22 protein-coding genes and 1 other RNA gene are annotated in these 26,727 nt (G+C 30.8%); 12 read left to right on the plus strand and 11 right to left on the minus strand.

Going from position 1 to position 26,727, the window contains the following annotated elements; genetic code table 11:
- Nucleotides 1-70: 70 nt before the first annotated feature.
- The 7 genes from glmM to dnaX all read right to left on the minus strand — a co-directional run bounded on the left by glmM (nt 71) and on the right by dnaX (nt 8,960).
- A complete protein-coding gene (gene glmM / locus K324_RS0102210) occupies nt 71-1,432 on the minus strand; it encodes a phosphoglucosamine mutase (RefSeq protein WP_026747711.1) in 1,362 nt (453 codons plus the stop codon).
- On the minus strand, nt 1,432-3,030 hold the full coding sequence (locus K324_RS0102215; protein ID WP_026747712.1) for a sensor histidine kinase: 1,599 nt from the start codon (nt 3,028-3,030) through the stop codon (nt 1,432-1,434). Before K324_RS0102215 ends, glmM begins: the two co-directional genes overlap by 1 nt.
- A gap of 10 nt (nt 3,031-3,040) precedes the next feature.
- Nucleotides 3,041-3,721, minus strand: coding sequence for a response regulator transcription factor (locus K324_RS0102220; protein ID WP_021744742.1), 681 nt, complete (start codon nt 3,719-3,721; stop codon nt 3,041-3,043).
- A 246-nt stretch (nt 3,722-3,967) separates the two neighbouring features.
- Nucleotides 3,968-5,236 carry a peptidase U32 family protein gene (locus K324_RS0102225; protein WP_026747713.1) on the minus strand — a complete coding sequence of 423 codons (1,269 nt, stop codon included), beginning with the start codon at nt 5,234-5,236 and terminating at the stop codon, nt 3,968-3,970.
- Between the two features lie 37 nt (nt 5,237-5,273).
- Nucleotides 5,274-6,710, minus strand: a complete 1,437-nt coding sequence (gene dnaB / locus K324_RS0102230) for a replicative DNA helicase (protein WP_026747714.1) — start codon at nt 6,708-6,710, stop codon at nt 5,274-5,276.
- A gap of 172 nt (nt 6,711-6,882) precedes the next feature.
- The gene (gene rplI / locus K324_RS0102235; RefSeq protein WP_036094986.1) at nt 6,883-7,335 is read right to left on the minus strand and encodes a 50S ribosomal protein L9; all 453 of its coding nucleotides are present in this window, start codon (nt 7,333-7,335) and stop codon (nt 6,883-6,885) included.
- 47 nt (nt 7,336-7,382) lie between these two features.
- Nucleotides 7,383-8,960: a DNA polymerase III subunit gamma/tau gene (dnaX, locus tag K324_RS0102240; RefSeq protein WP_026747716.1), complete on the minus strand. Its 1,578-nt coding sequence runs from the start codon at nt 8,958-8,960 to the stop codon at nt 7,383-7,385.
- Between the two features lie 266 nt (nt 8,961-9,226).
- Here dnaX and K324_RS0102245 point away from each other — a divergent pair, with 266 nt between their 5' ends.
- Nucleotides 9,227-9,970 (plus strand): gamma-glutamyl-gamma-aminobutyrate hydrolase family protein, encoded by a 744-nt coding sequence (locus tag K324_RS0102245; RefSeq protein WP_026747717.1) that lies wholly within the window; start codon nt 9,227-9,229, stop codon nt 9,968-9,970.
- 55 nt (nt 9,971-10,025) lie between these two features.
- On the opposite strand, the gene K324_RS0102250 is transcribed toward K324_RS0102245, so the two are convergent.
- Nucleotides 10,026-11,393: a spherulation-specific family 4 protein gene (locus K324_RS0102250; RefSeq protein WP_026747718.1), complete on the minus strand. Its 1,368-nt coding sequence runs from the start codon at nt 11,391-11,393 to the stop codon at nt 10,026-10,028.
- Nucleotides 11,394-11,966: 573 nt separating this feature from the next.
- Here K324_RS0102250 and K324_RS16500 point away from each other — a divergent pair.
- The 9 genes from K324_RS16500 to K324_RS0102290 all read left to right on the plus strand — a co-directional run bounded on the left by K324_RS16500 (nt 11,967) and on the right by K324_RS0102290 (nt 23,337).
- Nucleotides 11,967-12,401, plus strand: coding sequence for a DnaJ domain-containing protein (locus tag K324_RS16500; RefSeq protein ID WP_026747719.1), 435 nt, complete (start codon nt 11,967-11,969; stop codon nt 12,399-12,401).
- Nucleotides 12,402-12,417: 16 nt separating this feature from the next.
- Nucleotides 12,418-13,245, plus strand: coding sequence for an FHA domain-containing protein (locus K324_RS0102260; protein WP_026747720.1), 828 nt, complete (start codon nt 12,418-12,420; stop codon nt 13,243-13,245).
- Nucleotides 13,246-13,288: 43 nt separating this feature from the next.
- Complete coding sequence (locus K324_RS0102265) at nt 13,289-13,933, plus strand: FHA domain-containing protein (RefSeq protein ID WP_026747721.1); 645 nt, start codon at nt 13,289-13,291, stop codon at nt 13,931-13,933.
- Nucleotides 13,934-14,032: 99 nt separating this feature from the next.
- The gene (locus tag K324_RS16505) at nt 14,033-14,161 is read left to right on the plus strand and encodes a hypothetical protein (RefSeq protein WP_282705564.1); all 129 of its coding nucleotides are present in this window, start codon (nt 14,033-14,035) and stop codon (nt 14,159-14,161) included.
- Nucleotides 14,162-14,324: 163 nt separating this feature from the next.
- Entirely contained in the window at nt 14,325-16,694 is a 2,370-nt protein-coding gene (locus K324_RS0102270) for a PP2C family protein-serine/threonine phosphatase (RefSeq protein WP_026747722.1), read from the plus strand.
- Nucleotides 16,695-16,709: 15 nt separating this feature from the next.
- Complete coding sequence (locus K324_RS0102275; RefSeq protein ID WP_026747723.1) at nt 16,710-18,047, plus strand: hypothetical protein; 1,338 nt, start codon at nt 16,710-16,712, stop codon at nt 18,045-18,047.
- Nucleotides 18,048-18,091: 44 nt separating this feature from the next.
- Entirely contained in the window at nt 18,092-18,997 is a 906-nt protein-coding gene (locus K324_RS0102280) for a serine/threonine protein kinase (RefSeq protein ID WP_026747724.1), read from the plus strand.
- A 401-nt stretch (nt 18,998-19,398) separates the two neighbouring features.
- Nucleotides 19,399-22,062, plus strand: coding sequence for an acetate and sugar kinases/Hsc70/actin family protein (locus K324_RS0102285; protein WP_026747725.1), 2,664 nt, complete (start codon nt 19,399-19,401; stop codon nt 22,060-22,062).
- A gap of 15 nt (nt 22,063-22,077) precedes the next feature.
- On the plus strand, nt 22,078-23,337 hold the full coding sequence (locus K324_RS0102290) for an efflux RND transporter periplasmic adaptor subunit (RefSeq protein ID WP_026747726.1): 1,260 nt from the start codon (nt 22,078-22,080) through the stop codon (nt 23,335-23,337).
- A 69-nt stretch (nt 23,338-23,406) separates the two neighbouring features.
- Here K324_RS0102290 and K324_RS0102295 read toward each other — a convergent pair whose 3' ends face one another.
- The gene (locus K324_RS0102295) at nt 23,407-24,564 is read right to left on the minus strand and encodes a CapA family protein (RefSeq protein ID WP_026747727.1); all 1,158 of its coding nucleotides are present in this window, start codon (nt 24,562-24,564) and stop codon (nt 23,407-23,409) included.
- Nucleotides 24,565-24,881: 317 nt separating this feature from the next.
- Here K324_RS0102295 and K324_RS14155 point away from each other — a divergent pair, with 317 nt between their 5' ends.
- Both K324_RS14155 and ssrS read left to right on the plus strand, forming a co-directional pair.
- On the plus strand, nt 24,882-25,559 hold the full coding sequence (locus K324_RS14155; protein WP_036094989.1) for a Crp/Fnr family transcriptional regulator: 678 nt from the start codon (nt 24,882-24,884) through the stop codon (nt 25,557-25,559).
- A 59-nt stretch (nt 25,560-25,618) separates the two neighbouring features.
- Nucleotides 25,619-25,820: non-coding RNA, 6S RNA (gene ssrS / locus K324_RS15385), on the plus strand.
- A 32-nt stretch (nt 25,821-25,852) separates the two neighbouring features.
- Here ssrS and K324_RS15660 read toward each other — a convergent pair.
- Both K324_RS15660 and K324_RS0102305 read right to left on the minus strand, forming a co-directional pair.
- On the minus strand, nt 25,853-26,005 hold the full coding sequence (locus K324_RS15660) for a hypothetical protein (RefSeq protein WP_156906952.1): 153 nt from the start codon (nt 26,003-26,005) through the stop codon (nt 25,853-25,855).
- 80 nt (nt 26,006-26,085) lie between these two features.
- On the minus strand, nt 26,086-26,727 hold a 642-nt coding region (locus K324_RS0102305; RefSeq protein ID WP_026747728.1), incomplete at its 5' end, for an autotransporter outer membrane beta-barrel domain-containing protein.

Consider the following 26,727-nt stretch of genomic DNA (forward strand, 5'->3'; position numbering starts at 1 on the left):
ACGAAACAAAAAAAAGACTGTTTTATAAAATTACTTTATAAGACAGCCCTTTATACAAATAAAATTTTTATTAACAAAGAATCTCTTCTACTTTTTTACTTAATTCTTTTACATATTTATCCACGGTTTTTTGACTTTCTGCCTCAACCATTACTCTTATAAGCGATTCTGTTCCAGAAGCTCTTACTAGAATTCTACCTTTTCCAGCGATTTCTTTTTCTTTTGCCTTGATGAAGTCAATTAATTCCTTATTTGTTTCCCAAGTCGCTTTTTTCTCTTTTGCAACAAAGATATTCTTAGAATCTTGAGGCCACAATTTAATTCCTTCTACAAGTTCATGTAAAGTTTTTCCACTTTCCAGAATAGCTGCAACAAGTTGAATTGACGATAAAACTCCATCTCCAGTTGTATTATAATCCAGCATTAAAATATGCCCGGATTGTTCTCCACCAATGTTTAGTCCATATTCCTTCATTTTTTCAAGAACATATCTATCTCCAACATTTGCACGGATTAATCCAATTCCTTTTTCATCCAGATATTTTTCAAATCCCATATTGCTAAGAACAGTTGTTACAACCTTATTATCATTTAAAAGCCCTCTCTTTTGCATATATTCAGCAATAATCGCAATAATCAGATCTCCGTTTATAATGGCACCCGTATTATCAACAGCAATCAATCTGTCGGCATCACCATCATAAGCAAGCCCTAAATCAGCCTTATAAACCTTGACAACTTCCTGAAGCAGCTCTGGATGAGTAGATCCGCAATTTACATTAATATTTTTCCCATTTGGAATATTGTTAATTACAACAACATCTGCTCCCAAGGCTTGAAAAACTTTTGAAGCAACTCTATAAGCCGCACCATTTGCTGTATCAATTACAATTCGTAATTTTGAAAAATTAGTTTTCACAGTAGAAGTCAGATAGTCCAGATAAATTCTCATATCATCTTCCACATACTTAAATCTTCCTAAATCATCTCCTGGCACCTGATGTTTTAAAAGTTCATCCTTTTTCTCCATTAATTTTTCCAGTTCCTCTTCGACTGAATCAGGCAATTTATAACCATTTTGACTGAATATTTTTATTCCATTGTCCTTTACGGGATTATGTGAAGCTGAAATCATAATTCCTGCATCAGCCTTTAATTTTCTAGTTAGATAACAAACTCCTGGAGTAGGCAGCACTCCTACAAAATCAATATTTACTCCCATAGAATTTAGTCCAGCTGTAAGTGCAGAACGAATCATATAACCTGAAATTCTTGTATCAGTTCCAAGAATAATTTTTGGCTTTCCAGCTTTTTTTCTATGTTTTTTTAAATAATATCCAAGGGCAAGCCCTAGACGTGTTACCAAGTCGATTGTCAAGTCTTTGTTGGCTTCCCCTCTCATTCCGTCAGTTCCAAAATATTTTCTAGCCATTATTTTTCCTTCCTATTCTTTTTTCTTTTATTTTCTTTTTCCCGTTCTTTTTTTAAAAAATTGAAAACGACTTTTTTTTCTGTCTTATCTCTTTTAACAGTTTTTGCTGTTTCTTCTGATGCGGTTTTGATAATATTTCCGATTGGCAGTACAATTGAAATTTCCGTTCCTTCATTCATTTTAGAGTCAATTTCAATTTTTCCATTGTGAATTTCTACAATCCGTTTTACAATTGCAAGTCCAAGTCCAGTTCCACCAGTTGCCTTTGTTCTTGACAAATCAACTCTGTAAAATCTGTCAAATATTCTTTTTGCATCCTCGTCAGAAATTCCGACACCTTCATCCCGGATGGAAATTCTTCCAAAACCATCTTTAATAACAGATTTAATATAGATATTTGTATGTGGTTCAGAATATTTTGTAGCATTTTCTATTAAAGCTCTAATTGCTTGCTGCAACAGTGTTTCGTCCCCTTTAATCTTATAATTTTCGCCCATTTCCAGATAAAAATTATGAGTTTTGGTAGAAACTACAGTGTCAGAATGAATTTGATGAACCATTTCATTTGCGTCAATATCTATAAATTTTGTATTAATTTTCGTAATTTCACCTTTAGCCAGAAATAAAAGTTTTTGGATTAAATTACGCATATTGTCGGTTTCACTGATTATTGAATCAATTGATTCCACAAAGATGTCAATGTCTGTAGTTCCACGTTTTCGTATAATTTCCGCATAACCTTTTATTATTGCAAGTGGTGTACGTAATTCGTGCGAAGCATCTGATACGAATTTTGTCTGATTTTCAAATGAAGTTTCCAGCCTATCCAGCATTTCATTTATAATAAGTGTCAAATTCTGTAATTCATCTTCCCCCTTCGGAACTTCTATTCTTTTACTCAAATCGTCAGTTGAAATACTTTTTGCTGTTTTTATTACGTTATTAATTGGCTTTAAAATTCTTCTGCTCATTACTTTTGATACAATAATCGTTATAACAACACCAATTATTGTAAATAAAATAACAAGATATTCCAATCTTTTATAAATTTGATTTTCCTGCGTCACATTTTTTAAAGTATAAATATTAAATTTGTAATTTTTAATTTCCCTGCTGACTTTAAAGACAAAATATTTATTTTTTTCAATATTTATTATCTTTCCTTCTGAATCATTGTCTTCTAAATGAAAGGTTTCAAGTAACTTTACCATTTTTTCATTAGTCATGGAGGCTTCTTCCGTATCAGTGTCCCCAAGTGTATTAATCGGGATTACAGAATCTTTATTTTGCTTTATTTCCAATACGTATAAATAGTTATCCTCTCCTGGATTAAATGGCTTTACGTGAATAACTTTTTTCCCTTCAATAATTTCAGGATTAAAATCAAGCGTAAGAACATTTGTCTTATCAGAAAAAATCCCAACTTTATCCAAAAAACTGTTTATTTCATCCATTTTATTACTGGCTGAAAGCTCACGTACTTTATTGGACTGCCTTTGCAGTGAATAAACAAGAATAATATTAGAAACTAATATTAATACCAAAAATAGAAGAGCGTAATTCGCTGAAATACGATCTTCTAATTTCAAATTTTTCATCCTTTACTCCTTATTTAAAAATAAATCCAATTCCTCTTACAGTCTGAATAAATTTTCTTTCATAAGGTCTGTCAATTTTATCCCTCAAATATTTAATATACAAATCAAGAATATTGTCATTTCCGATATAATCAAATCCCCAAACTTCTTCCAAAATTTTATCTCTCGATAAAACAATCCCTTTATTTAACACTAAAAAGTCAAGAAGTTCAAATTCTCTTTTTGATAATTGAATCAAATTTTTTCCGTAATCTCTGAATACTTCATAAGTTGAGTAGTTGATTGTTAAATCTTCAAATTCAAATACACCTTTGTGAACAACAGATTTTTTAGTTCTTCTAAGAAGAGCCTTTATTCTTGCAAGCAATTCTTCATTTGAGAACGGTTTTGTCATATAGTCATCTGCTCCATAGTCAAATCCTACTACCTTGTCGCTAATTTCATCTTTTGCAGTAAGCATGATAATAGGTACTTGCGATGTTTCCCTTATTCTTTTACAAACTTCCATTCCACTCATTTTAGGAAGCATTACATCCAGAAGGATAATATCATATGAGCCATATTTAGCCATATTCAACCCTTCCTTACCATCATAGGCAAAAAATACATCAAACCCTTCAAATTTTAATTCAATTTCTAATAATCTTGAAATTTTAGGATCATCTTCAATTACTAATATTTTTTCTCTCATAATTATCTCCAATTCTATTTTTAATTTTTAGATTTATAGTTTTCTACTCTTCTTATTTTAAAAAATAAAAAGTGTTTAAACATATAGATAATTATAACCTATTTTTTTTGATTTGTATAGTATTTTATCTTTCTTTTTTAACAATTTTTGATAAATAAATAATTTATTTAACATTAAAAAAAGCTGGTTTTTATTCTGAATACTTTTTATTAGTTAAAGTAAAGATTAAACTATTATTTATATTTTTTAAAACTCAGTGGTGTCCATATCGCTGTCAGACTGTCCTTCAGGCAGTTTTATTCTGATCAGATCCATTGGCCCCATTTCCACATCTGTTTCGATAATAGCGATTGTATTTGGATTTACATATTCCTGAAGTTCGTCATTCTTTGTATTTAAAAAGTTTTCCACCTTGAATTTGATGGCATCTCCAATTGGACGTACCAGTTCCAAAGTTTCTGTTGCGTAAACTTTATTTCTTATTTGAATTTTGTATTTATTTGTATCAACTTTTTCAAGTACATTTGCGACAAGTCTGTAAGTTTGGCTATAAGACAACCCAGTTTCGTAATTCTGATCCTTTTCAGAAGTTGGCCCTAGATAAAATCCGTTTGAATATTGTCTGTGACTAATAGTTTTAAGCTCTTTTAACCAGTCTGGATTGTATTCGTAATTTCCAGAATAGTAGTTATCCAATGCTCTTTTGTATTGTTTCACGACAGTCGAGTTATAGTAAATACTTTTCATTCTTCCTTCAATTTTTAATGAATCCACACCAGTTTCTAGCACTTTGTCAATAAATTCGATAGAACATAAGTCTTTTGCATTAAACATATATGTTCCTTCCTCATTTTCAACAATGTCGTGAGCCCCAGTTTCCTCATGCCCTTCCGCAATCACTTTATAGTTCCAGCGACAATCCTGTGCACAGATTCCACGGTTCGCATCACGGTTTGTAAAGTAGTTACTTAGTAAACATCTTCCTGAGTAAGCCATACACATTGCTCCGTGGATAAATACTTCTATTTCCACATCCGGTACTTTTTCACGGATAGTTTTTATTTCTTTTAGTGACATTTCTCTAGCCAGAATAACCCTCTTTGCACCCATATCCTTCCAAGTTTTCACACTCATCCAGTTTGTGTTGTTTGCCTGTGTACTTACGTGAATTTTAAGATTTGGAGCGTGCTGTCTAACCATCTGGAAAACTCCCAGATCAGCCACAATTACTGCATCTACGCCAAATTCATCCAGTTTCTTTATAAATCTTGGCATATATTCGATTTCTGTATTGTGTGCAAAAATATTTAGTGTAACGTATATTTTCTTCCCTAAACTGTGAACATAATCCACAGCCTCCTTTAATTCCTTATTTTTAAAGTTTGAAGACATTCCTCTTAAGTTAAAGGCACTTCCTCCAACAAAACAGGCATCAGCTCCAAAATGAAAAGCAGTTTTCAGCTTTTCCATATTTCCAGCCGGTGCCAATAATTCTACTCTTTTTTTTGTTTCCATTTTCTAATTTTCTCTCCTTAATTTTTCTTTATTTTTATTATTCAGCAGGCGGTATAAATTCATCATCCACAACGTTTACAAACTGCTGATAGCTTGGCCTGAATCCTAATTCTATTGTTCCTGTAGGCCCACTTCTATGTTTCCCAATTATGAGTTCCACTTTCTCAAGTTCATTTTCATTATCTTTCGGTGGTTCCTGTGGAGCACTTAAATATTTTTGTGGAACATTCATATTATCCACTTCGGGAGCGGTATCCTTGTGATAGTATTTCTCACGGTATAAAAACATTACCATATCAGCATCCTGCTCGATTGCCCCTGATTCCCGCAAGTCTGATAGAATTGGCCTTTTATCCACTCTCTGCTCCACTCCACGTGATAACTGTGAAAGTGTTACAATGGGAATATTCAGCTCTTTTGCCAATATTTTTAATGAACGTGAAATTTCCGATATTTCCTGTTCCCGACTCTTTCTTGAATTTTCTGACGGGCTGATTAGCTGCAAGTAGTCAATTAACATAAAGTCCAGTTTACCCTCGGCTTTTAGTCGCCGTGCTGTAGCCTTTATTTCCAGCATTGTTACACTTGAAGAATCTGAAATATAAATTGGCATTTCAGAAAGCCGCCCCAGTCCATTTCCAAGATTTACAAGTTCCTCCGGCGACATCGTACTGTCTTTCAAAGCCTTTAACCGTATTTTTGCCTCACTTGCCACAAGCCTGTCAAACAGCTGTTCATTCCCCATTTCCAGACTGTATATGAGCACACCTTTCCCCTGTCGTGCCACGTTAATTGCAAGATTTAGGGCAAAGGCCGTTTTCCCCATGGCTGGACGTGCCGCCAGAATTAACAAGTCTGAACCATGAAATCCGCTCGTTATGCTGTCATATCTGTCAAATCCCGAGGAAATGCCTGTTATCTTCCCTTTACTCTCACTATAGTTGTCCATTTGTGTAACTTTACTTTGAACTAGCTCAAATAAAGGAACAATATCCTTTTTCTGCTTGGATTCAGCAATTTTAAAAATCATACTTTCAGATTTATCCAGCATTGTATCAATTTCTTCGTAACCACGCATGGCCATTTTGACAATTTTTTCCCCAATACCTATTAATTGTCGCTGAACAGACTTATCCTTTATAATTTGTGCATAATTCATGGCGTTTGCCGCAGTCGGCACAACTTCTGTCAAATCGTAAATGATGTCCTCGCCACCGACTTCTTCCATCAGTTCCTGCTTTTTCAGCGATTCAATAATTAAAAGCACATCAATTATTTTCCCGACATTATAAGCCTTTACCATCTCAGAAAAAATCAGCTTATAATTATTTTTGTAAAAGTCCTCAGATGTTATAATATCAATAACATCTCCAATAACGTTAGGATTTATAAAGACAGAGCCAAGCAGCGCCTCCTCAGCCTCAATACTGAAGGGTTTGCTGTTTTCCTCTTCTTCCAAATCATATAATCCCATTTTTTAAATTTCTCACTTTCTATATTCTATTAAATAATTACATTTTAAAACCAAACGTAAAAATTATGACTATTTCATAAAAAACTCCCAAAATATTTAATTTTAGCAGCTCAATATTCAATATTAAATAATATTAAGTATATTTTGCATACAGTTTGATTTTAAGTTTAAATTATTTAGCTTCAACTCTAACTTTCAAATTTGCCTTAACTTCAGAATGAAGTTTTAACTCCACATTATGCAGTCCAATTTCTTTAACTTTTGAGTTAGCAGAAACTTTCTTTTTATCAATATCCACATTCAATTGCTCTTTTAACGCTTCCACAATTTCCTTTGCCCCAATTGAACCAAACACTTTATTATTTTCCCCGGCCTTCACTTTTAATACAATTTCCTTTCCAACCAAAAATTCTTTTAGTTCATTTGCATTTTTCACGTCTTTATCATGATTTTTTTGAATTTTTTCATTTTTTGCCTTCAATTTATTAATGTTTTCAGGAGTCGCAAGTATTGCCTTATTTTTATTTAATAAAAAGTTATTTGCATATCCGTCTTTTACTTCCACAATTTCATCTTTTTTCCCGACACCTTTTATAGTTTCCTTCAAAATTACTTTAATCTTCATATTTATCATCCTTTCTTCGTTTAAAAATTTTGTTCAATATTTTAACATTATTTTTTTTCTAAAATTTCTCCATCAAAAAACTTGACTGCATTTTGCAAAAATTTATCCTCTTCATTTTGGGAATCTTCACTTTCGAGAAAAGTCTGTATTGTAATATCCGAATTACAAATCTGATTAATAACTTTTTCAATTTTTGGTTTTTTCTCCGGCAGTAAAATTTGCTCGCTGTGAAATTTATGATCTTTTGGGAATTTTATGTATAAAACTCCATTTTCCACCCTATCTGGACGGCTTTCAATCGCCAATGCCCCCAGCATAACACTTTCCTTTTTTATTCCAGTCAAAACTTTTTTCCAGTTATCATAAAAAATCGAAATATCGTAATCTTTTACAATTTTTTCAGTTTTCTCACTATTTTCAGGTTCAGCAATTTGGGTAATGCTGGCTTTTGGGCTTATAATATTAACATTTTTTGTAACTTGGCTCAATACTTTTTCATAAATGCTGTTTGACATTTTTTTCATATAATTTTTGTCAATAGTAGCTGTGTTTCTACCAGAATTTCCACTTTCTGAAATTTTATTTTCATTTGATTTTTTTCCCTGATTTTTGTAAAGTTCGTGGATAAGCACATAACCAAGTAGCCTTTTATCCTCTTCATACTTAAATTCGTTTAATGTAAAAAAAATCGCACTTATCGTATCCAGCAAAAAATTTACCGGCAAATCAGCCTTTTTCTTGAACTGCTCTTTCAGATAATAGGAAAAATCCTTTAAAAAAGTTTCGATTATAAGTCCATCTTCCCAGATTTTATCAATAAACTCAACCAATTTTTCCTTATTGCTTTCCTTTACCAGATTTAAAAATTCCTCCAAAATAACGTCAGGCACCACTCCCAAAGCCTTTTGAGCCTTTGCAATATCAATTTCTTCATTATTAAAGTTTGACACAACTTGCTCAAAGATGGAAAAGCTGTCCCTTGCACTTCCTTCTGACTTTCTATAAATCAAGTCCAGACTTGCGTCATCAATCGTAATGCTTTCCTTTTCAGCCACATTTTTCAGCAATTTTTTTATATCTTTCTTATCAATTGGCAAAAAATCATACCGCTGACATCTGGAAATAACTGTATCCGGAATTTTGTCAATTTCGGTAGTCGCAAGAATAAATATCACGTGTGCAGGCGGTTCTTCCAGTGTTTTCAAAAGTGCATTAAAGGCCTCTTTTGTAAGCATATGAACCTCGTCAATTATGTATATTTTTTTTCTTCCCTTTACAGGCTGATAATTTATTTTCTCCTTCAGCTCACGAATTTCATCAATTCCACGATTGGAAGCCGCATCAATTTCAATCATATCCATAGAAATCCCTTGAGAAATTTCACGGCAGTTTTCACATTCTCCGCAGGGATTATCTGTCACATCCTTACTGCTCAGACAGTTTACGCCTTTTGCAATCAGTCTAGCAATAGTTGTTTTACCAACTCCACGTGGCCCTGTAAACAAGTACGCATGCGACAGCTTATTTTCCCTCAAGGAGTTTTTTATCGCCCGTAGCACAAATTCCTGTCCAGCAATTTCATCAAAATTCTGAGGCCGATATTTTCTATATAAAGTAATATTCAATGTTCTCACCCTTTTTCATTACTGTTTGATATTATAACATTTTTACTATGATTTGTGAACTACTGAAAATGCAACAGCAAAATAAAAATAAAATATTTGACTAATAAAAAAATATATGATTAAATCTTATATGGTTAAATCACTTTCATATTAAACTCAAAAGTTATGGTTATTCTACGGAATATTCCAAAATTATTTAATCTTATCAATTTGATATTAAAGGAATTTGAGTACGATATATAAATTTTTATAAGTTGGAGGATCATATGAAAAAACCTATTATCGGAATTTCGAGCAATGTATTTGAATTGGAAAAAGGGCTTTTTGCTGGCTATAAAAGAGCTTATGTGGATATTTCATATATAAATGCTGTGATAAATGCTGGAGGTGTGCCACATTTGCTGCCTTTAAATGAACATGAGGAAATTATTGAGGAATTTGTAAAAAATGTTGATGGTATTGTTTTGACGGGAGGAGCTGATGTATTTCCGCTATTATACGGGGAAGAGCCAAAGGAAAAACTGGGAGAAATATTTCCTGAAAGGGATAAATTTGACTCATTATTAATCCGTTTTGCAATGGCTTATAAAAAGCCTATCCTCGGAATTTGCCGTGGAATGCAGATAATAAATGTCGAATGTGGTGGCTCACTTTATCAGGATTTGTCCTACAATGAAAATATTGCAATCAAGCATTTTCAAAAAGCCAGATCACACACACCTACCCACTCAATTAATGTTGCAAGTAATAGTTTCCTGACTGATATTTATCCTGAAGGTGTGGGATTTATAAACAGTTACCATCACCAAATTGTAAACCAGTTAGCACCAGGATTCGTTGTAACAGCCAAAAGTGCAGATGGAGCAATTGAAGCAATTGAAAATATTTCAGACGATACGTTTGTTATTGGTGTGCAATGGCATCCTGAAATGATGGCAGTAAATGATGAGGCAGCTCAAAAATTATTTAAAAAGTTTATAAACGAAGTAAATTCAAGAAAAAAATATTAAAATTTTAAATATACTAAAAAAAGCTGTTTCGTATAAATGATACAGCTTGATTTTTTTATAATATTAAAACATTCCATTTTCTTCTTAAATCAATTTTAAAATTACCAAATCTATCTTTTATTTTATACGACATCTCAGCAACAAATTCATTTAAAATATCAAATCCAAAGTCAAAATCATTATCAAGTCTATCTTTTGAATTATTTTTCAAATTACTTTTATAATGACTATTTAAAAGTTCCCACAAATCAATACTCGAAATATATAAATTTCCTGAAATACTGTATTTTTGAGATGAATTAAACTGATAAGAGTCAGTTTTATTATTTTCCATTATATTTTCAGTTAATATGGATGTTTTCACATCGGAAATTTCTGATTCTAATATTTCTGGCTCAAGTTTTGAGTTCCTATTCAAATCGTCATTAATATTTGAAAGGATGTGTGATGTCGAGCTATTTATTGATAATATCAGATTTTCAAAATTTTGTGGCAAATCTTCGTAGGGAACGTTTGGAACATCCGTTGTTATCATTAAAAAACCTGCATTACGCTCCTTTGACAGCTTTAAAAGTGTTTCATACTGATCAGGAGTTGCAGAATGAATAACATGAACGATACGATTTGCATTTTCAGGATTGTTCTCAAAGTTGTAACTTCTTGGTGTCCAATGATTAATATAGTTATCAGCGGATAATTCGCTTGTTAGCCATAAATCAGAATATTTTGACATTTCATCTGTGATGGTTCCACCGGGATTGGCAACAACGATTGACTCCGGATATTTTGTTTTGACATAACTGTATAATTGTGCCATATATTCAACTTCTAAAGGATTTTTCCCTGATGAAATCTCATCAAAAAAAATACCTGAAATATTGTCAGAACCATATAACTGTATGTATTTATCAATTTCAGAATATATTTTTTTTATACTTTTTGTATATTCATTTGTAGTTACATATCCAAGATTTCTAATTCCTAGTTCCTTATTTTTTTTCATTTGAACAATGTAGCTGTAATCGGCTTTGTCAGATGGCCCGTTTGCAGGGTTGATTATGACATAGGGAATTGTCGCTTCAGATTGAGAATTTTCTAAATCAGACGTATCAGCAGCTTCCTGATTGTAAAGATTGTTATTAACCTTGCTTTTGCGAAATCCGTCAGTATAGCCAAAATCAACTTTAAATTCTGTTTCATTTTTTAAATTATTTTTTATAATATCAAAAATTTCATCATTTTTGGAAAAATTAAACTTGTTTTCTGAATTTAATTTTTTTATATTTTTAGAATCTATAAAACTTGAAGTTTGAACTGATGAATCATTGTTTGTAGAATGTATGGTTTTTTCATAACCTAATCCTGTTACACCCGCTAAAAAAGATGGAATTAAAAAACTGTTATTTTTTAACTTTTTCTTCATCGACTACCTCCTTTCAGCATATATTTATACTGCCCAAAAAATCATTTTGCAGTTTCCTATATACTTAAACAGCTTTCAAATCATAAATTGCGTAAATTAGTAAGTTGTATTTTGATTTTCTTTAAAGCGGTTAATTGTATTGACCAATAAAAATTTTAATTCTGGAATTTTTTAAACCCATTTTAGCAATATATATTATCATTTTTTTTTTATAATTTCAAGAACTTTTTTATAAAGCATCCTAAAATTCTGTTAAAAATTGGTTTCTCTAAATGAACAAAAATAGCAGCCACTAAATGACATTGACTGCTTTTCATAATTTTAAATCGGACAGTAAATTAATGTTTTCTGCTTTTTTTCAAACTAGATTTTCTAATTTGATTTTTCTCTTGACAAATATATAGTATCATTTAATTTTGTCAAAATTATGTAAATTATATGTTTTTTTTGTGAGATTTTGGATTTAATTTTTATAGATAATTTTAAAAATAAATTAAAAAATAATTGACAAAAATATAAAAATATAGTATTATAAGTTAAAATTAAAATAAGATTAACAAAAAAGGAAGGAAAATGGATTATTACAAAATACTGGAAGTGCCTGAAAATACGGATATTTCCGAAATAAAAAAGAAATATAGAAAATTGGCAATGAAATATCATCCTGACAGAAATGCAGGAGATGAAAAAGCTGCAAAAAAATTTCGAGAAATAACGGAGGCTTATGAAGTTCTTTCAAATGAGAAAAAAAGAAAAGAGTATGATTGTAAAAGGAAAAATGGGAACAATCAGCCAAAAAATAAAAATAATAAGGAAAATTTTAAAAGTAAATCTTCTCAAAATAATTTTACTTTTGGAAAAGAATTTTTTAAGAGTGCAGCTGAAATGAAAGGAATGTTTGAAAACAGTTTTGGGCTAGATAAAATGAGGAAGAATAAAGCAAAATCTGAGAAGGAAAGTGTGAAAAGCAGGTTTGAGAGTTTTTTTGATATGAAAGAGAAAAAGTAAGAAGGGGAAATTAGAAATGTTGTGGGGAATCAGAAGAAGTTTTACAAATTGGAGAAATATTTTTAAGCGTCCATTTGGGCGTGGAAGCATTTACAGGTTGGAACGACTTAGAAGTGTGGCACGACTTGGAAAAAATAGAGAAAATGGAAAAATTAACGATGAAAAAAATAAAATTAGTGTGGATAAAGGAATTAAAAAATATGAAAAACGGAAATTGAATGCAAAAAATCAAAAAAGTTACAAATTTTTAAATATAAAAAATATTTTGATAATGATAGTTTTAATATTTACATTCATTTTTGTCCATCTTTCAGGATATTCTACAAAAAGCCTTTATTTTTCGATTTTTATTTATATCGGAGTTACACTTTACCTGCTCATTGTGGAAAGATTTTTTGAAAAGGTGGAAGTTGAGGAGGAAATCAAAAATATAAAGAATGAGAGGGAAAAGGAGCATAATGTGTTTTTAGAGAGGGTAAAGGAAATAGAGGATTTGGTGAAAAATCAGATTGAGCATATATTTTTGAAGGATTCAGAAGACTATGATATGAAAATTTGGAAAATTGGGAGGGCAACATCACTTCTCATTGGGAAGCAATCACCAAGAAACAGGGTGGATATAGATGTGAGCGAAGGAATTTACTCAAATTTAGTCAGCAGGGCTCACGGAATCTTAAATCGTGTCAACGGAATCTGGTATTATGAAGATTTAGGCTCACAAAATGGAAGTGGAATTGAGCGAAATATTGATAAACGGAAAATAAAACTGAAAAAAAATATCCCAGTAAAAGTCGAATCTGGAGACATAATTTATTTGGCGACTACAAAAATACTATTAAAATAAATCTATAAATTTATAAAATGAAAAAAGAAAGGAAAATTTTAAAATGAAATTGGATAGATGTAAAAATGGGCATATATACGATGTTTCAAGATACAGCTTATGCCCCTACTGTAAATCTGAAGGACTGGAAACGGAAAACTTGGATGATAAAATTAATCTAGTTGAAGAAATGAAAGATGAGGACAGAACAACAGCCTATTGGTCTAAAGACAGCACTGTAGATCCAGTCGTGGGCTGGCTTACGTGCATTGAGGGGCATGATAAGGGAAAAGACTACAGGATTGTGAGTGAACGCAACTTTGTTGGGCGTGGAGAAAATATGGATATACAAATTTTAGGAGATACCATGATTTCTAGAAAAAACCATTGTTCAATAAGTTATAATCCCAAACAGAGAAAATTTATGCTAACTCCTGGAGATTCCAATGGACTTATTTATTTAAATGGAGAAGCAGTTTACAACACAGTAGAATTACGAGCTTATTCAGTAGTGGAAATGGGGGAAAGTAAGTTTGTATTTGTGAATCTGTGCGGAGATTATTTTGACTGGGAAAAGGAAAAGTCGAGAGAGGAAAGTGTGAAAAGGAAATATGAAAATTTAAATGATGAAAAAATTGTGAAAAATACGAATTTTCAGAATAAAAATAATGATTTAGAAGTAAAAATCGAAGATTATGAAGAAATTTAATAAATTTATACTAAATCCAATATTTTCAAATGATTTAAGATATAATTTTTATTTTTTAAACAGGATTGAGTATAAATTAATCCGTCGGAGCATTTTTATGTGCTGGCAAAACTGTCTGAGCATAGCGAGTTTTTTGTCAGTGCAGAAAAATGTCGTAGACTAGCCATAAGTGGTAGGATTTGCGGCGATGAGCAATCCTACGAAAATAAAAGAAAAAATATAATATAAAATAGAAAAAACTGTTATTAAACAAAATAATCTAATACTAAATCTTATTAGAAAATAGAATACAATTCAAAATTTATTAGATATTAACCTTTTTAATGGGGAATAGTATAAAAATATATTTTATAAAGTTGAATTAATAAAAAATAGAGGGAGAAATTGAGAAATGAGGAAAGATGAGGCAAAATTTATTACGGAATTTTTGAGCGAGGCTGGGACAAAGGCTGAAAATAATGATTATTTTGGGTATGTTTTGCTGGATAATTATGCGATTTGGGCTGTGGCGGATGGATTTGATGAGGAAGAAGGGGCAAAAGTTGCGGCAAAGATTGCGGTAGAATCTGCGATTGAATATTTTATGCTACGTCCACGATTTAACTATGATGTAATAAAGGAAATGATGGATTATGTCAATCTGAAAGTTAAGGAAAAGCAGGAAGAAACTCAGAAATATTCTCTTATGCACACTTCCCTTTTAATCGTTATAAGCAATTATAATTCAATTTTATATGGAAATATCGGAAATACAAGGTTTTATCATATTAGAGGCGGATATATCATTTCTCAAAGCAGAGATGACACGATAGCACAGCTTTTGGTGGACGAAGAGGCATTGAATATATCGGATATGAGATTTCACAGGCAAAGAAATGATTTGCTGCAGGCAATTGGGGATTTTGGGAAAATTAAGCCAAATATTATAAAAAAACCTGTGGAACTTATGGAAAAAGATGTTTTTTGCTTGACGACTGTAGGATTCTGGGAAAATATTGATGAGCATGATATGGAAAACGACTTATCCAGATTTGAGGATAAGAAGCAATGGTTAAATTCATTGGAAAAACGGATACTTGCTTCGCTTAGGGATAATATTGAAAATTATACGATTGCACAGGTAGAAGTGGGTGCTGTAGCAAGTCCAGAGCCGATGGAAAAGGACAAAAGGAAATTTATTAAAAAAATAATACTTGTAATGCTGATTATTGTTGTAATTATTTTGTTTGTTGTAATTTGGAATGTGAAAAGGCGAAACGGTATTTTGCAGGCGGCAACGCAGTATGAAAAGTTGGCGGATGAAGAGATTTTAAAGAAAAATTTTAATAATTCAATTGATAATTTGAAACTTGAAATTGGAGAATATGAAAAATTAAAGCCAAAAAGCAGGGGAATAATAGGATTTCTTACAAATGCTGAGAAAAAGAGAGCTGATGCAAGTAAGAAAATTGATGAAATAAATAAGAAAATTGGAGAAACTGAGAAGATTAAAAAGGCATTTTCAGATATTAATGAGGGAAATGAGCTGTTTAACAGCGGGAATTATGACGAAGCGAACGTAAAATATCAGCAGGCTAAGTATAACCTGAATGACAACAGTTATAAACGGGATGAACTGAACACGGAAGAGATTTTAACTACATTGGATTCACGGATAAATTCAACTGTGAAATTAAAGGAAGCTAAGGCTTTGGAAACGGCTGGAGATACGGCGGTTAATGAAGGAAGCTACAATTTAGCAAAGGTTAGTTATAAAAATGCGGCTGATATGTATTTGGAAAATGGAAGGGCAGATTATGTTTCGCAAGTTGAGAAAAAGCTGGAGGAAATAACGGATAAGGAAAAAACAGCATATAATGGGGCAATGCTTGCTGAAAATAAAGGGGATTCGCTGGCACAAAGCAATATTAATTCTTCAAAAGAGGCATATTATCAGGCACGACAGATGTATCAGACACTTGGAGATACTGTGAAAGTGGGAGAAATTGACAATAAGATACAGGAACTTAATTCCCAGCAAAACGCTGATTTGCAGACTGCCAATAATCTTGTTCAGGAAGGACTTTCGCAAATAACTGCTAATAATCCGGCACAAGCAATAAATATTCTAACGCAGGCTAAAAATATTTATCAGAAGATGAAAGATACAAATAATGCAAATGCCGTGGACAAATACATAAGCCAGGCACAGGAATTTATTAAATTTGAAAGCCAGAATGCTGAAAAATTAAAAACGCAGGAAATGGAATATTCGGAAAGGTTAAGGCAGCAGGAAATCCAAATGCAGCAGCAACTGCAAATAAAAGAAGCTGAAATCAGGGCACAGCAGGAAGAACTGGAGCGGGAGCGGCAAAGACGTGAAGAAATAACAAGGAAAATGGAAAATGCGTCAAATCTGGAAACGCAGGCTGATCAGCTGGCTATAAATGAAAGATTTGAAGAAAGTATTTCAAAATATGAAGAAGCGAAGAAACTTCTGGAAGAGGTGAATACAGATGGAAATTTTGGAAATCAGATGTCCAAAATTGAGGATTTGAATAAAAAAATTGAAAAAAATGAGGGATATTTATTGAAGAAAAAAGCAGAAGATGATTTTAAGAATAAAAAATGGAAGGAAGCTGTGGAAAAATTTACGCAGGCGAAGGAAAAGCTGGAAAAAAGCAGCACTAAGCAAAATGAAATAGGGGAAATTGAAAAAAAACTGAAAAAGGCTGAGAAAAAGGCGAATAAAAAATGGTGGCAGTTTTGGAAAATTTTTTAAAAGAAAGGAGGAAAGATGGTAAAAAATATAAAGTTAAATACTTTCTTTTTTAAGGAATATGCACAAATTACGGAAAAAAGCTCTTATTCGGCATACATTCCGAATGGAAGCAAAGGAATATGGTGTATTGCTGCCTTTAATGAAAAGATAGATGAAAAAATGCAGGAAAAGTCAGAAATATCTCAAAAATTTGAAAATAGTAATGTTGAAAACAAGAAAATTGATAAGATAAATTTAGCAAAAATTGGAGTTCATAAAATTATTGAAAAATATTTGGAAAATAATGAATTTTCGCTAGAAAATATAGAACAGATAATACAATCTTCCATTGATAAAGTGGTTTTTGAGAAAACAAAATTATATAAATTTCATAAAGCTGAAAAAGATTTTGATTTAAAAAATTTTTATTCACAAATTGTTATTATTATTGAAAAAAATAATATGATTGTAGGAAATATGGGAAAAACGAAATTTGTTCTGTATAGGAAAAATAAAATTGTGGAAAAGATAAGTGGTGAGCAAGTCAAAAAAATAAGACTTAAAAAACATGATTATTTGCTGGTTGGGAGTCCTGAATTCTGGAAGATTATTAATGAGAATGAAATTGAGGAAGTATATGTTGACAAGAAAAGTAAAGAAAATATTGAGCAAAGTTTAAGCGAACAGATAAAACTTGCTGAGAAAAAATTGGGTAAAGTGATACCATTTTTGTCGATTTTTGTTGAAGATATTGAAATGGAAAAGAATTATGAATTATTAGAAAGTGAAGTTAGCAAGAAAAATCAAAAGCGTGAAATGGCTGTAAAGTATATATTTTTATCGGCAATGTTTGCATTTATGCTTGTTTCTGTGGGAAAAAATATTCAAAAAGGTAATTTTGAAAACAGGAAAAACGAAAATGTCAAAAATGTAATGACTAAGAAGATTAGTGAAAAATCAAATTTATTGGAAAATAATTTATATGTAAAAGCAGAAATAGAAAAGAATAAAATTGAGCAGGGAAATTTGGCAAATGTTAAAGTTGAAGTTATGAAAACTGCTGGAAATGAAAATGCGGTTGAAAATCAAAATGTGGAAACAGGGAATAAAAAAATAGAAAATAAAGATGTGAAAAATTTGGAAATTACTCAAAATATTATAGAAACTAAAGAGAAGAGAGGTAAAAAATTAAATAATTCAAGAATAAAAAAGAAATTTTCTAAAAATAAAAAATATAATAGAAAAAATCTGAATACAGATAATAAAAATTTTAAAAAAAATTATAAGGTAAAAAGTAATGGAATTTCACAACTTGAAAAGGAAATTGAGCAAAATTGGGAAGTTCTTGGGCGAAATGATTTTGAGAAAGTTTAAAATTATAGTTTATTTGAAATTAAGAATTTAAAGGAAAAATTAGGATGGATTTTTTATCAAAGGGAACAATATTGAATGGGAAATATAAAATTTTAAATTATGTAGCTAAAAGTGATTTTTCCAATATTTACCTGTGTGAAGACAGACAAGGGGAAAAAGTAATTATTAAGGAATGCTATCCTTCGAAAATTGTTATGAGAAATGAAAAAGAGGTTTTTACGAAAAAGTATAAGAAAGATTTTGAACAGCTGAAAGAATGTTTTTGGAAAGAAAAATGTATTTTGGAGAAATTTTTGAAAAAATCTAAAAGGAGGAAACAGAGATTTGTGAATGATGTTGTTAAACTTGTGGATTTTTTTAGTGAAAATGGGACAAATTATATTGTTACTGAATATTTTCGTGGAGTTACCTTGAAAAAATATATTTTGGAAAATCGGATAAAAAATGGAAAAGTGAGGATAAATCATATTTTGGAAATATTTTTTAAAATTGCCGAAGTAGTTTGTAAAATTCATAAAAAGGGCATTATTCATTGTGATTTGAAGCCTTCAAATATTTTGATTGATATTAAGGGAAATATCAGGATTATTGATTTTGGAGCGAGCTTAAAAAAGAAGGAAAAAGTTGAGTTTGTTAAGGTTTCGGAAGGATATTCGCCGATTGAGATTTATTCAGAAAAAGTAGAGATTGATGAAAGAACAGATGTTTATTCACTTGCGGCACTTTTATATTTTATGCTTTGTGGAGTGAAAGTGGATGGGGCGATTAATAGGTTTTATAAGGCTGAACTGGAGTTTGATAGAGAGGTTATTTTGAGATTTGAGAAGATTGAGAAATTTAAGGAAGTGGAAGAAGTTATAAAAAAGGGGCTAGAGTTTGATAGGCAGAAAAGGTTTGGAAGTGTTAGGGAAATGATTGAAAAATTGCGAAAAATTTTTATGCAAAGCTAAATATTTTTAATATTTTTAGATTTTATAAATTATACTATTTGCCATTAAAATAATAGAATTATAGTAAAACTTCTTTAAAACCGAACTCAAAAGTCATGACTATTTTACTCAAACTCTAAATTCATATAATTTTTAGTAGTTTAATTTTAAACAGGTTAGAGTATAGTATAATTTTTTTTTATGCAACAAAATATAATTTCTGTTTTTTAAATTTGGGTTAGCATTAGATATGCTTGATAACCGTTTAAATTTAAAGTAAATATTGTTTAACAAAGGTAAAGAATTGTTTGTTATTCAGGAAACTATTAGATAAATCACGATAAAATCAAAAACAAGTAAATCTTGAATTTTAATAAAATCGTTATAATACTTGAAAATAGTAAAGGGGAAAAGGTAAAAATATGAGATTATTTTATGAAGAGGAATTGCGAAGAAAATCTTACTATGAGATGTATCAAATTGCAATCGAGGAACATTTGGTAAATGTACATGTGGAAACGCCTACGAGAGAAGAGCTTATTGCACTTTTGATGAAATACAGGGGAGTCAAGGCAAGTTACTGTATTGACAAGTATAATAAAAATGGGCTTGTGAATGTTCAAGAACTTTTTGATAATAAACTTGGCGAGAGGATTCATCATGAGAATAAGATACGGGTGCCTCACAAGATTATTTTGTATAAGGAACTTGATTTGATGAGGGAGGACAATTATAAAATTGAGATTCCTGAAAATGTGAGCAGTGCAAATGTTTTTCTTATAAATGCGAATAATTACCTGTGTGGGATTTTCCAGCTGGAAAAGGATTTGAATAGCAGAAATAAGTATTTTCTGATTAGTAAAAAGGAATTTTTTAGAGTCGAAACGCTGAGAAATAATAAATTTTCATTTTTGTTCTTTAAAGAAAATGACTTGAAATTTATTCATAAGTTTTATAATTTGAAGGAAGATGAAATGACACCGCTTTATCCGTACCAGATGGATTATTACAAAGTTGAAATTGAAAATTTTATTGTGAAAAATCTGGAAACTACGAATACGCCACTTTGTATTGATTTTGGAACAGTAAATACAGCTCTTGGAGCATATCTGGATAGAAATTATGTGAAGGATTTACCTACTAATGATATTTTGAATGGAAATGTCGTAATAGATGCGATAAATTATGTAAAATTTGATGACGGGGAGAGGCATTACCGTGAGATTTTTCCGACGTTGGTTTATGTTGATGATTGCAGTGATGCTAATAATATTAAGTATTCATTTGGGTACGATGTGGTAAGAAAGTTGGAGAGAAATGACTATATTGTCAATGGCTCGATTTTTTATAGCTTGAAAAGGTGGGTTCATGAGCATAATAAACTTGAGAAAATTAATGATGAGTTTGGAAATATTTTGTATGTAAAAAGAAAGGATATAATAAAGGCGTACTTAAAATATGTTGTGAATCGTGCAGAATATATGTTTAAATGCAAATTTAAAAAAATTCACGCTTCCAGTCCTGTAAAATTGAAGGAGCAGTTTTTGACGATGTTTCAGGAAATTTTCATGGTGGAAAATAAATTTAATAAACATCAGAATTCTGAAATTTCTGAAAAAAATATAATTTCAAGCGAGAAAAATTATGAATATGAAATTATTCGTGAAAATGCTATGGATGAAGCAATTGCGGTGCTGTATAATACAATTGAGATACAGATAAGGAAGGGGAGATATAAGGAGAACGAAGAATATAGTGCATTAATTATTGACTGTGGTGGCGGGACGACGGATTTGGCGGCTTGTAAATATGTGATTAGCAAGGACAGGATTTCGTATTATCTAGATATAAGGACGAGCTTTGAAAACGGGGATGAGAATTTTGGTGGAAATGACTTGACTTACAGGATTATGCAGTTTTTAAAAATTGTGCTTGGGGCAAGATATTCTGAAAATAGGGTCGTTTCTATTAATGATTTGATAAAATATGACAATGATATGATTTACAAGGTAATTGATGACAGCGGTGTTGAGAAGATTTTTGAAAATATGAATTTGGAATATGAAAAGTATGAAAATGTAATTCCCACAAAATATTCGCAGTTTGAGAATAAAATGAGTGAGGAGTATCAGAAAATACGGAATAACTTTTATATGTTATGGGAAGCAGCTGAAAATCTTAAAAAAGAATTTTTTACATCCGATGGAAGACTGCGAACACGTTTTGATGTACCCAGAAATTATGAAAAACGGAATGATATTCATATAACGCAGTTAAAAAGCTGGAAAATTCATACTTATGAAAATGGAATATTTACCACAATAACAGATTACCCAAGACATATTTTTACGATAAAGGAAATTGAAAAAATCGTAAAAGCTGATATTTACGGAATGCTCAGAAAATTTTTGAATACGTATTACAAGGAAGGGTTGCTTTTTGAATATTCATTAATAAAATTGAGCGGACAGTCAACGAAAATCAGTACATTTCAGGAAGTTCTAAAGGAATTTGTTCCAGGAAAGATGATTGAATACAAGGAACTGAGCCATCGTGATGATTACGAGCTGAAACTGAACTGTTTGGACGGAGCTATAAAATATCTGGATTATAAGCGTTTTGGGCATATAGATGTGGAAATTGTGAATGAAGTGCCACTTGTGCCGTATTCTGTGTGGGTGGAAAAATACGATGGGGAAAAAGTGGAAATGATACAGACTTCACGAAAGGCTGATATTCTGATTGGACAGATTGATAAGAAAAGTTCAGCGGAAGAGCTGAAAATTTATGTTTACAACGCTGAAGGGGAATTAAAGAAAGAGCTTATTTATAAAAATGAAGATGATTATGAAGAAATGGACGCACAGGAAATTTTGCCTGAGTTTACAAATATCATTTCTCAAAATGACACCGACACAATTCAAAACAGCACAATAAGATTTTTTATTTATACTGATTTGAACAACTGGGGATTTTTTGTCGTTCCAATCCAAAGAAAATCAGATCAGCTTTATCTTGGACGAAAGGAATATTTCCCTTATGAAGATAATTTAAGTGAAAATTCCTATTTTGACGGAAACCACTAAAAAAGGAAGAGAATATTGAGAAAAAAAGATGAAATAATTTGGATAATGCCCGCAATTTTTATTTTTATTATTCTTTTTATGATAAAATTCTGTACTCCGAAAGTTAATCAGAAATATGTTATTGAAAAAATAACACGTGAAAATCTTGAACTTTTTGTGAATATCAAAGGAACTGTTGTTGCAAATAATGTTACTAAAATTGGACTGGATGTGAATTTATCCGTTGATGATGTTTACTACAAGGCTGGAGATTTTGTAAAAAAGGGCGATGTAATAGTAAAATTTAGTGATTATCAGAAAAATGGATTGAATGAAAAACGTACGTTATTAGTGATTAAAAATCGGGAATTACGAAATTTGGAAAAACAAAAGGAATTGGGATCTGATGTTAGTCAGAAAATTCAGGAATTACGTGGAGAAATATCAGGATTGGAAATTGAAATTAAAGATGAAATGAGAAATACAAGATTGGTTCAGAGAAGTGTAAGAAGTCCATTTGATGCTTACATTGTGAAAATTAATGCAGTAAAAGGTGGAATTACAAACAAAAATGAGCCTATTTTGATTCTTGCCAAAAGGGAAGATTTAAAAATAGTTAGTGAAAGTGTGAAAAGTGAGAAAGTTAAAAATCTGAATATTGGAAATATTGCTGACATTACTATTTTCAGGAGGAAAAATAAAAAAATCGGAGAAGAAAAAACACTTGAAGAATTAATTGAAATGAAAAATGATAAAAATAAGGAAATGTTGCAAGATAAGGATAAGAAAAAAGAGAACTCGGATTTATTTTCTGAAAAAAAGCTTATTGAAGCAGAATTATTTAAGATTAATAAAATTGGGGATATGAATGTGTTTGAGTTTTTGACAACTTTATTTAAGGATTTGTTTTTTAATGAGCAAGTGGATATTCGTGTAGTTTATAGGAAAAAAGAGAATGTTATGGCTGTTCCAAAAAAGGCTGTTATTTTTAAAAATCAAAAAAGCTATATTTATTTGATTGATAAAAATAATTTGGTTAAAGAAAAGGAAGTGTTTATTGGGATGAATAACGGAGAGAAGATTGAAATTTTTGGAATGGATATTGGAGAGGGAATGGAAATTATTGGGAATCCTGATGATAAAATTGGGAATAATGTGATTGTGGAACGAAGGAATATTAAGGATGAGGAAATTGAAAAGAAGAAAAAGTTGGAAAGGTTAGAGCGGGAAAATGAAAAACTGGGGAATAGAATGGATGAAAATGAGAGGGAAATTATTAGACTAAAAAGAAAGTAAAATCAGGATGCTTTTATTCTGATTTCTAGCTATATTCTTTAAATTTGTGAAAAATAAAATAAAAAATTTTTAATTTAGATTATTAATCTTGGTAATTTTTCCATCAGCAGTGATAGAAAGTCCATTTCCATTTGGAAAATCAGATTTATTCAAGGAAATTATCTTTTTGATGACTGACTTTTCTGAATCTATAAAAGGGCCTAAACTTTCATAAGTCTGTCTTATAGGGATAATTTCTCCAGATATAAAATTTCCATTGCTGTCTATTTTAATCTTAAAAATTGGAGCAAGTCCCATAGAACCTGAAATATTAATCTTTCCAAAAGTTGCAAAGTTTCCTGCACTATAAGAGATAAATTTATTTTTATAAAGCTCAACTGCTCTTGTGACATGAGGGCCTTGTCCAAAGATTATGTCTGCTCCATTGTCTATGGCAAAATGGGCAAACTCATAAACATTTCCTCTATCTTCGCCATGAAAAATTTCATGTCTTTTAGTAATGTGTTCAGCATTAGCACCTTCGGCTCCACCGTGAAACATAACAATTACAATATCAACTTTTGATTTTAATTCAGAAATAAGTTTTTTTGCATAATTATAGTCATTTAATTTTACAGTAGCTGAATTTGGAGAAAATGAAATAAATCCAAATTTTTTTCCATCTTTTTCTAAAATAGCACTTTCAGCAATATCTTTAATTCCAGAATATTTTATGCCTAAATTATCAAGATTTTTCATGGTTTTCTTAATTCCAATTTCCCCAAAATCATTGCTATGGTTATTGGCAATGCTTAAATAGTCAAATCCAGCCTGTTTTAGATATGCTCCATATCTTGAAGGTATACGAAAAACATAGCATACATTTTGATTATTACAGATTTTGGTAGTCCCGCCATTATCAAATAGAGTTCCTTCCAGATTTCCCACTGTTATATCAGCATTTTTCAGTATATTTTGTGTATTTTGAAGAATATTGGCATCATTTTTAGGAAGTAGATATTCAAAAGGATAATTTGAGCCTAGCATTATATCTCCAACGCCAATTATTGTAAATTCTGTTTTTTCATTGGGTTTATCATTTTTGGGAGTATCTGATTTTTTAGTGCTTGCTATCTTTTCAAAATTAGTAAATTTATTCCTAAAATCTTTAAAATTCGGATTTATCGTGATTATTGCAAGTAAAGAAATTAAAATAGCAAATAAAATTAATAATATATTTTTTTTCATAAAATCCTCTCGTAAACGGTTATTTTAAACATATTTTACACATCTTTAATTTAAAAAGCAACAGATTTTTATATTTAAAAATAAATATTTTTTCATTTGTTTATTGAAATTAAAATTCAAAAATGGTAATATAAAACTTAGATAATGTTTACAAAATATTTTGTTGTCAAAATATATCTAAACTTTTTTAATATTGAACTATTAAAATTAAATATTTTTTAGTTGAGTAAAATAATTATAACTTTTGAATTTGATTTTAAAGCGATTTTACTGTATTTTGATTTAAATTAAAATTATTTATAGAGAGAAGAAATATTATGAAAATAAAAGATTTATCAATTTTTTTGACAAAAGTTTCGTTATTTCAAGGATTAACCATTGAAGAAATTTCAGAATGTTTGGAAAAAATTGATTTTAAAATAGAAAAATATAAGAAAAATGAAACTGTATTTTTTCGTGGTGATACTTTGGAAAAAGTAATTATTATTATAAAGGGCTCTGCTTATGGGGAAATGCAGAAATTTAACGGAGATACAATTGTTATTGGTGAGATGAAGGCGGGGGAAGTTCTGGCTTCTGCATTTTTATTTGGAGAAAATAATATTTTTCCTGTTGATTTAATAACTTTGGAAAATTCTAAACTGCTTTTTTTTGATAAAGAAAAATACTTGGATATAATTCATTCAGATAAAAGACTTTTACTCAATTTCATAACTGAAATTTCAAATAAAAGTCAACTTCTTTCAAAGCGGATATGGTTTAATTTTACAAATAAAACAATTGAAGAAAAAATATTAAGCTATATAAAGGAAAATTCTAAAAATGGTAAAATTAAGTTTTTACCCAGTATTTCAGCTTTAGCAAAACGATTTGAAGTGACAAGGCCTGCCTTATCAAGAGAAATTTCAAATCTGTGTAAAAAAAATATTTTAACAAAATCAGAAAATAATGCCTATTTAGTAAATTTTTCAAATTTTTCAGAAAAGAATATTTGACATTTTCTCGTATAACAGTTATAATAATTAAGTAATGAAAGTCAATCAAATCATATATAAGATTTCTGATCTATTCGATACTAACAACGAATTTTTGGGCTTTACTCTATTTTAATGGGGTTATCCCTTTATAAATTGTTTCAGGAAAATCACGACGGCTCACGCTTTGTACGGATTCTGTACAGTTTATAAATATGACTACCACCTGTAACGTCTTACAGGCAACCAAAAATTACGTTAGAACGGTAGATCGGATTTTTTTATTTCTTTAAATTTTGTATCTCTTCTAATCTTCAAACAAACTCTTCAAATTCATTTTTGTAAATTGAGCAATAATCTGTATAAGCAGAATTACCGATATAAGCTGTAAACCAAAAACTGATAACAAACAAAAAAGAACAGCAAAACCTAAGTTCCACTGCCCTTTCATTCTTTTTGTTTTTCATTTCTTTTTCAAGTCCTTAACTCAAACATCTGTTACATTTTTAGTTGTTAAAGTTATTCTCTTTCTTTCCAATTCTTCGTTCTAGTAAATAGCTCTAAATCCAATACCTGCTCTTACATTCTTACCTTTAGTATCATATCCACCATTTACTGTTACTCCAAATCTTGTGTTGTCAACTCCAATGTTCAAGTCAAACTTACCATTTCCTTTTCTGTCATCCTTTTCCCCTCTGATTCCGAACCAGTCAGCACTTGTGTATCTTACTCTTCCTCTGTTGTTCACATCTCCAACTTTTCCTAGTTCATTCTCATAGGCTGCTGTAAGTCCCACTGTCAAGTTTGTTCTTACCGCTAACGGTTGCACATATTTGAATTCCATTCCAACTTCAGGCTTAACTGAGAAGTAGTCGTTCCCTTTTACTTCCAGTCTCATTTCCCCTCTGTCTTCCTTGATGTCGTTAAATCTTCCATATTCCATCTTCAAGGCTCCATATGGACGGAAATGTGTTCTCTCACTCAATCTTACATCATATCCCAAGTCTGTCTTCAATGCAGCACCGTAAGAATGATAGTCAGATTTTGCCTGGAATACGTCATCTACAACCAGGTATCTACGTTTCATGTCATTGATACCTACAAATACATCTCCGCCGATTGTCCATTGTAATGCCCCGTTGTAATCCTTCTTCGGTGACATTGTCTTGAACACTCCTGCTTTAAGTAT

Source organism: Leptotrichia trevisanii DSM 22070 (assembly GCF_000482505.1).
Taxonomy (GTDB): Bacteria; Fusobacteriota; Fusobacteriia; order Fusobacteriales; family Leptotrichiaceae; genus Leptotrichia; species Leptotrichia trevisanii.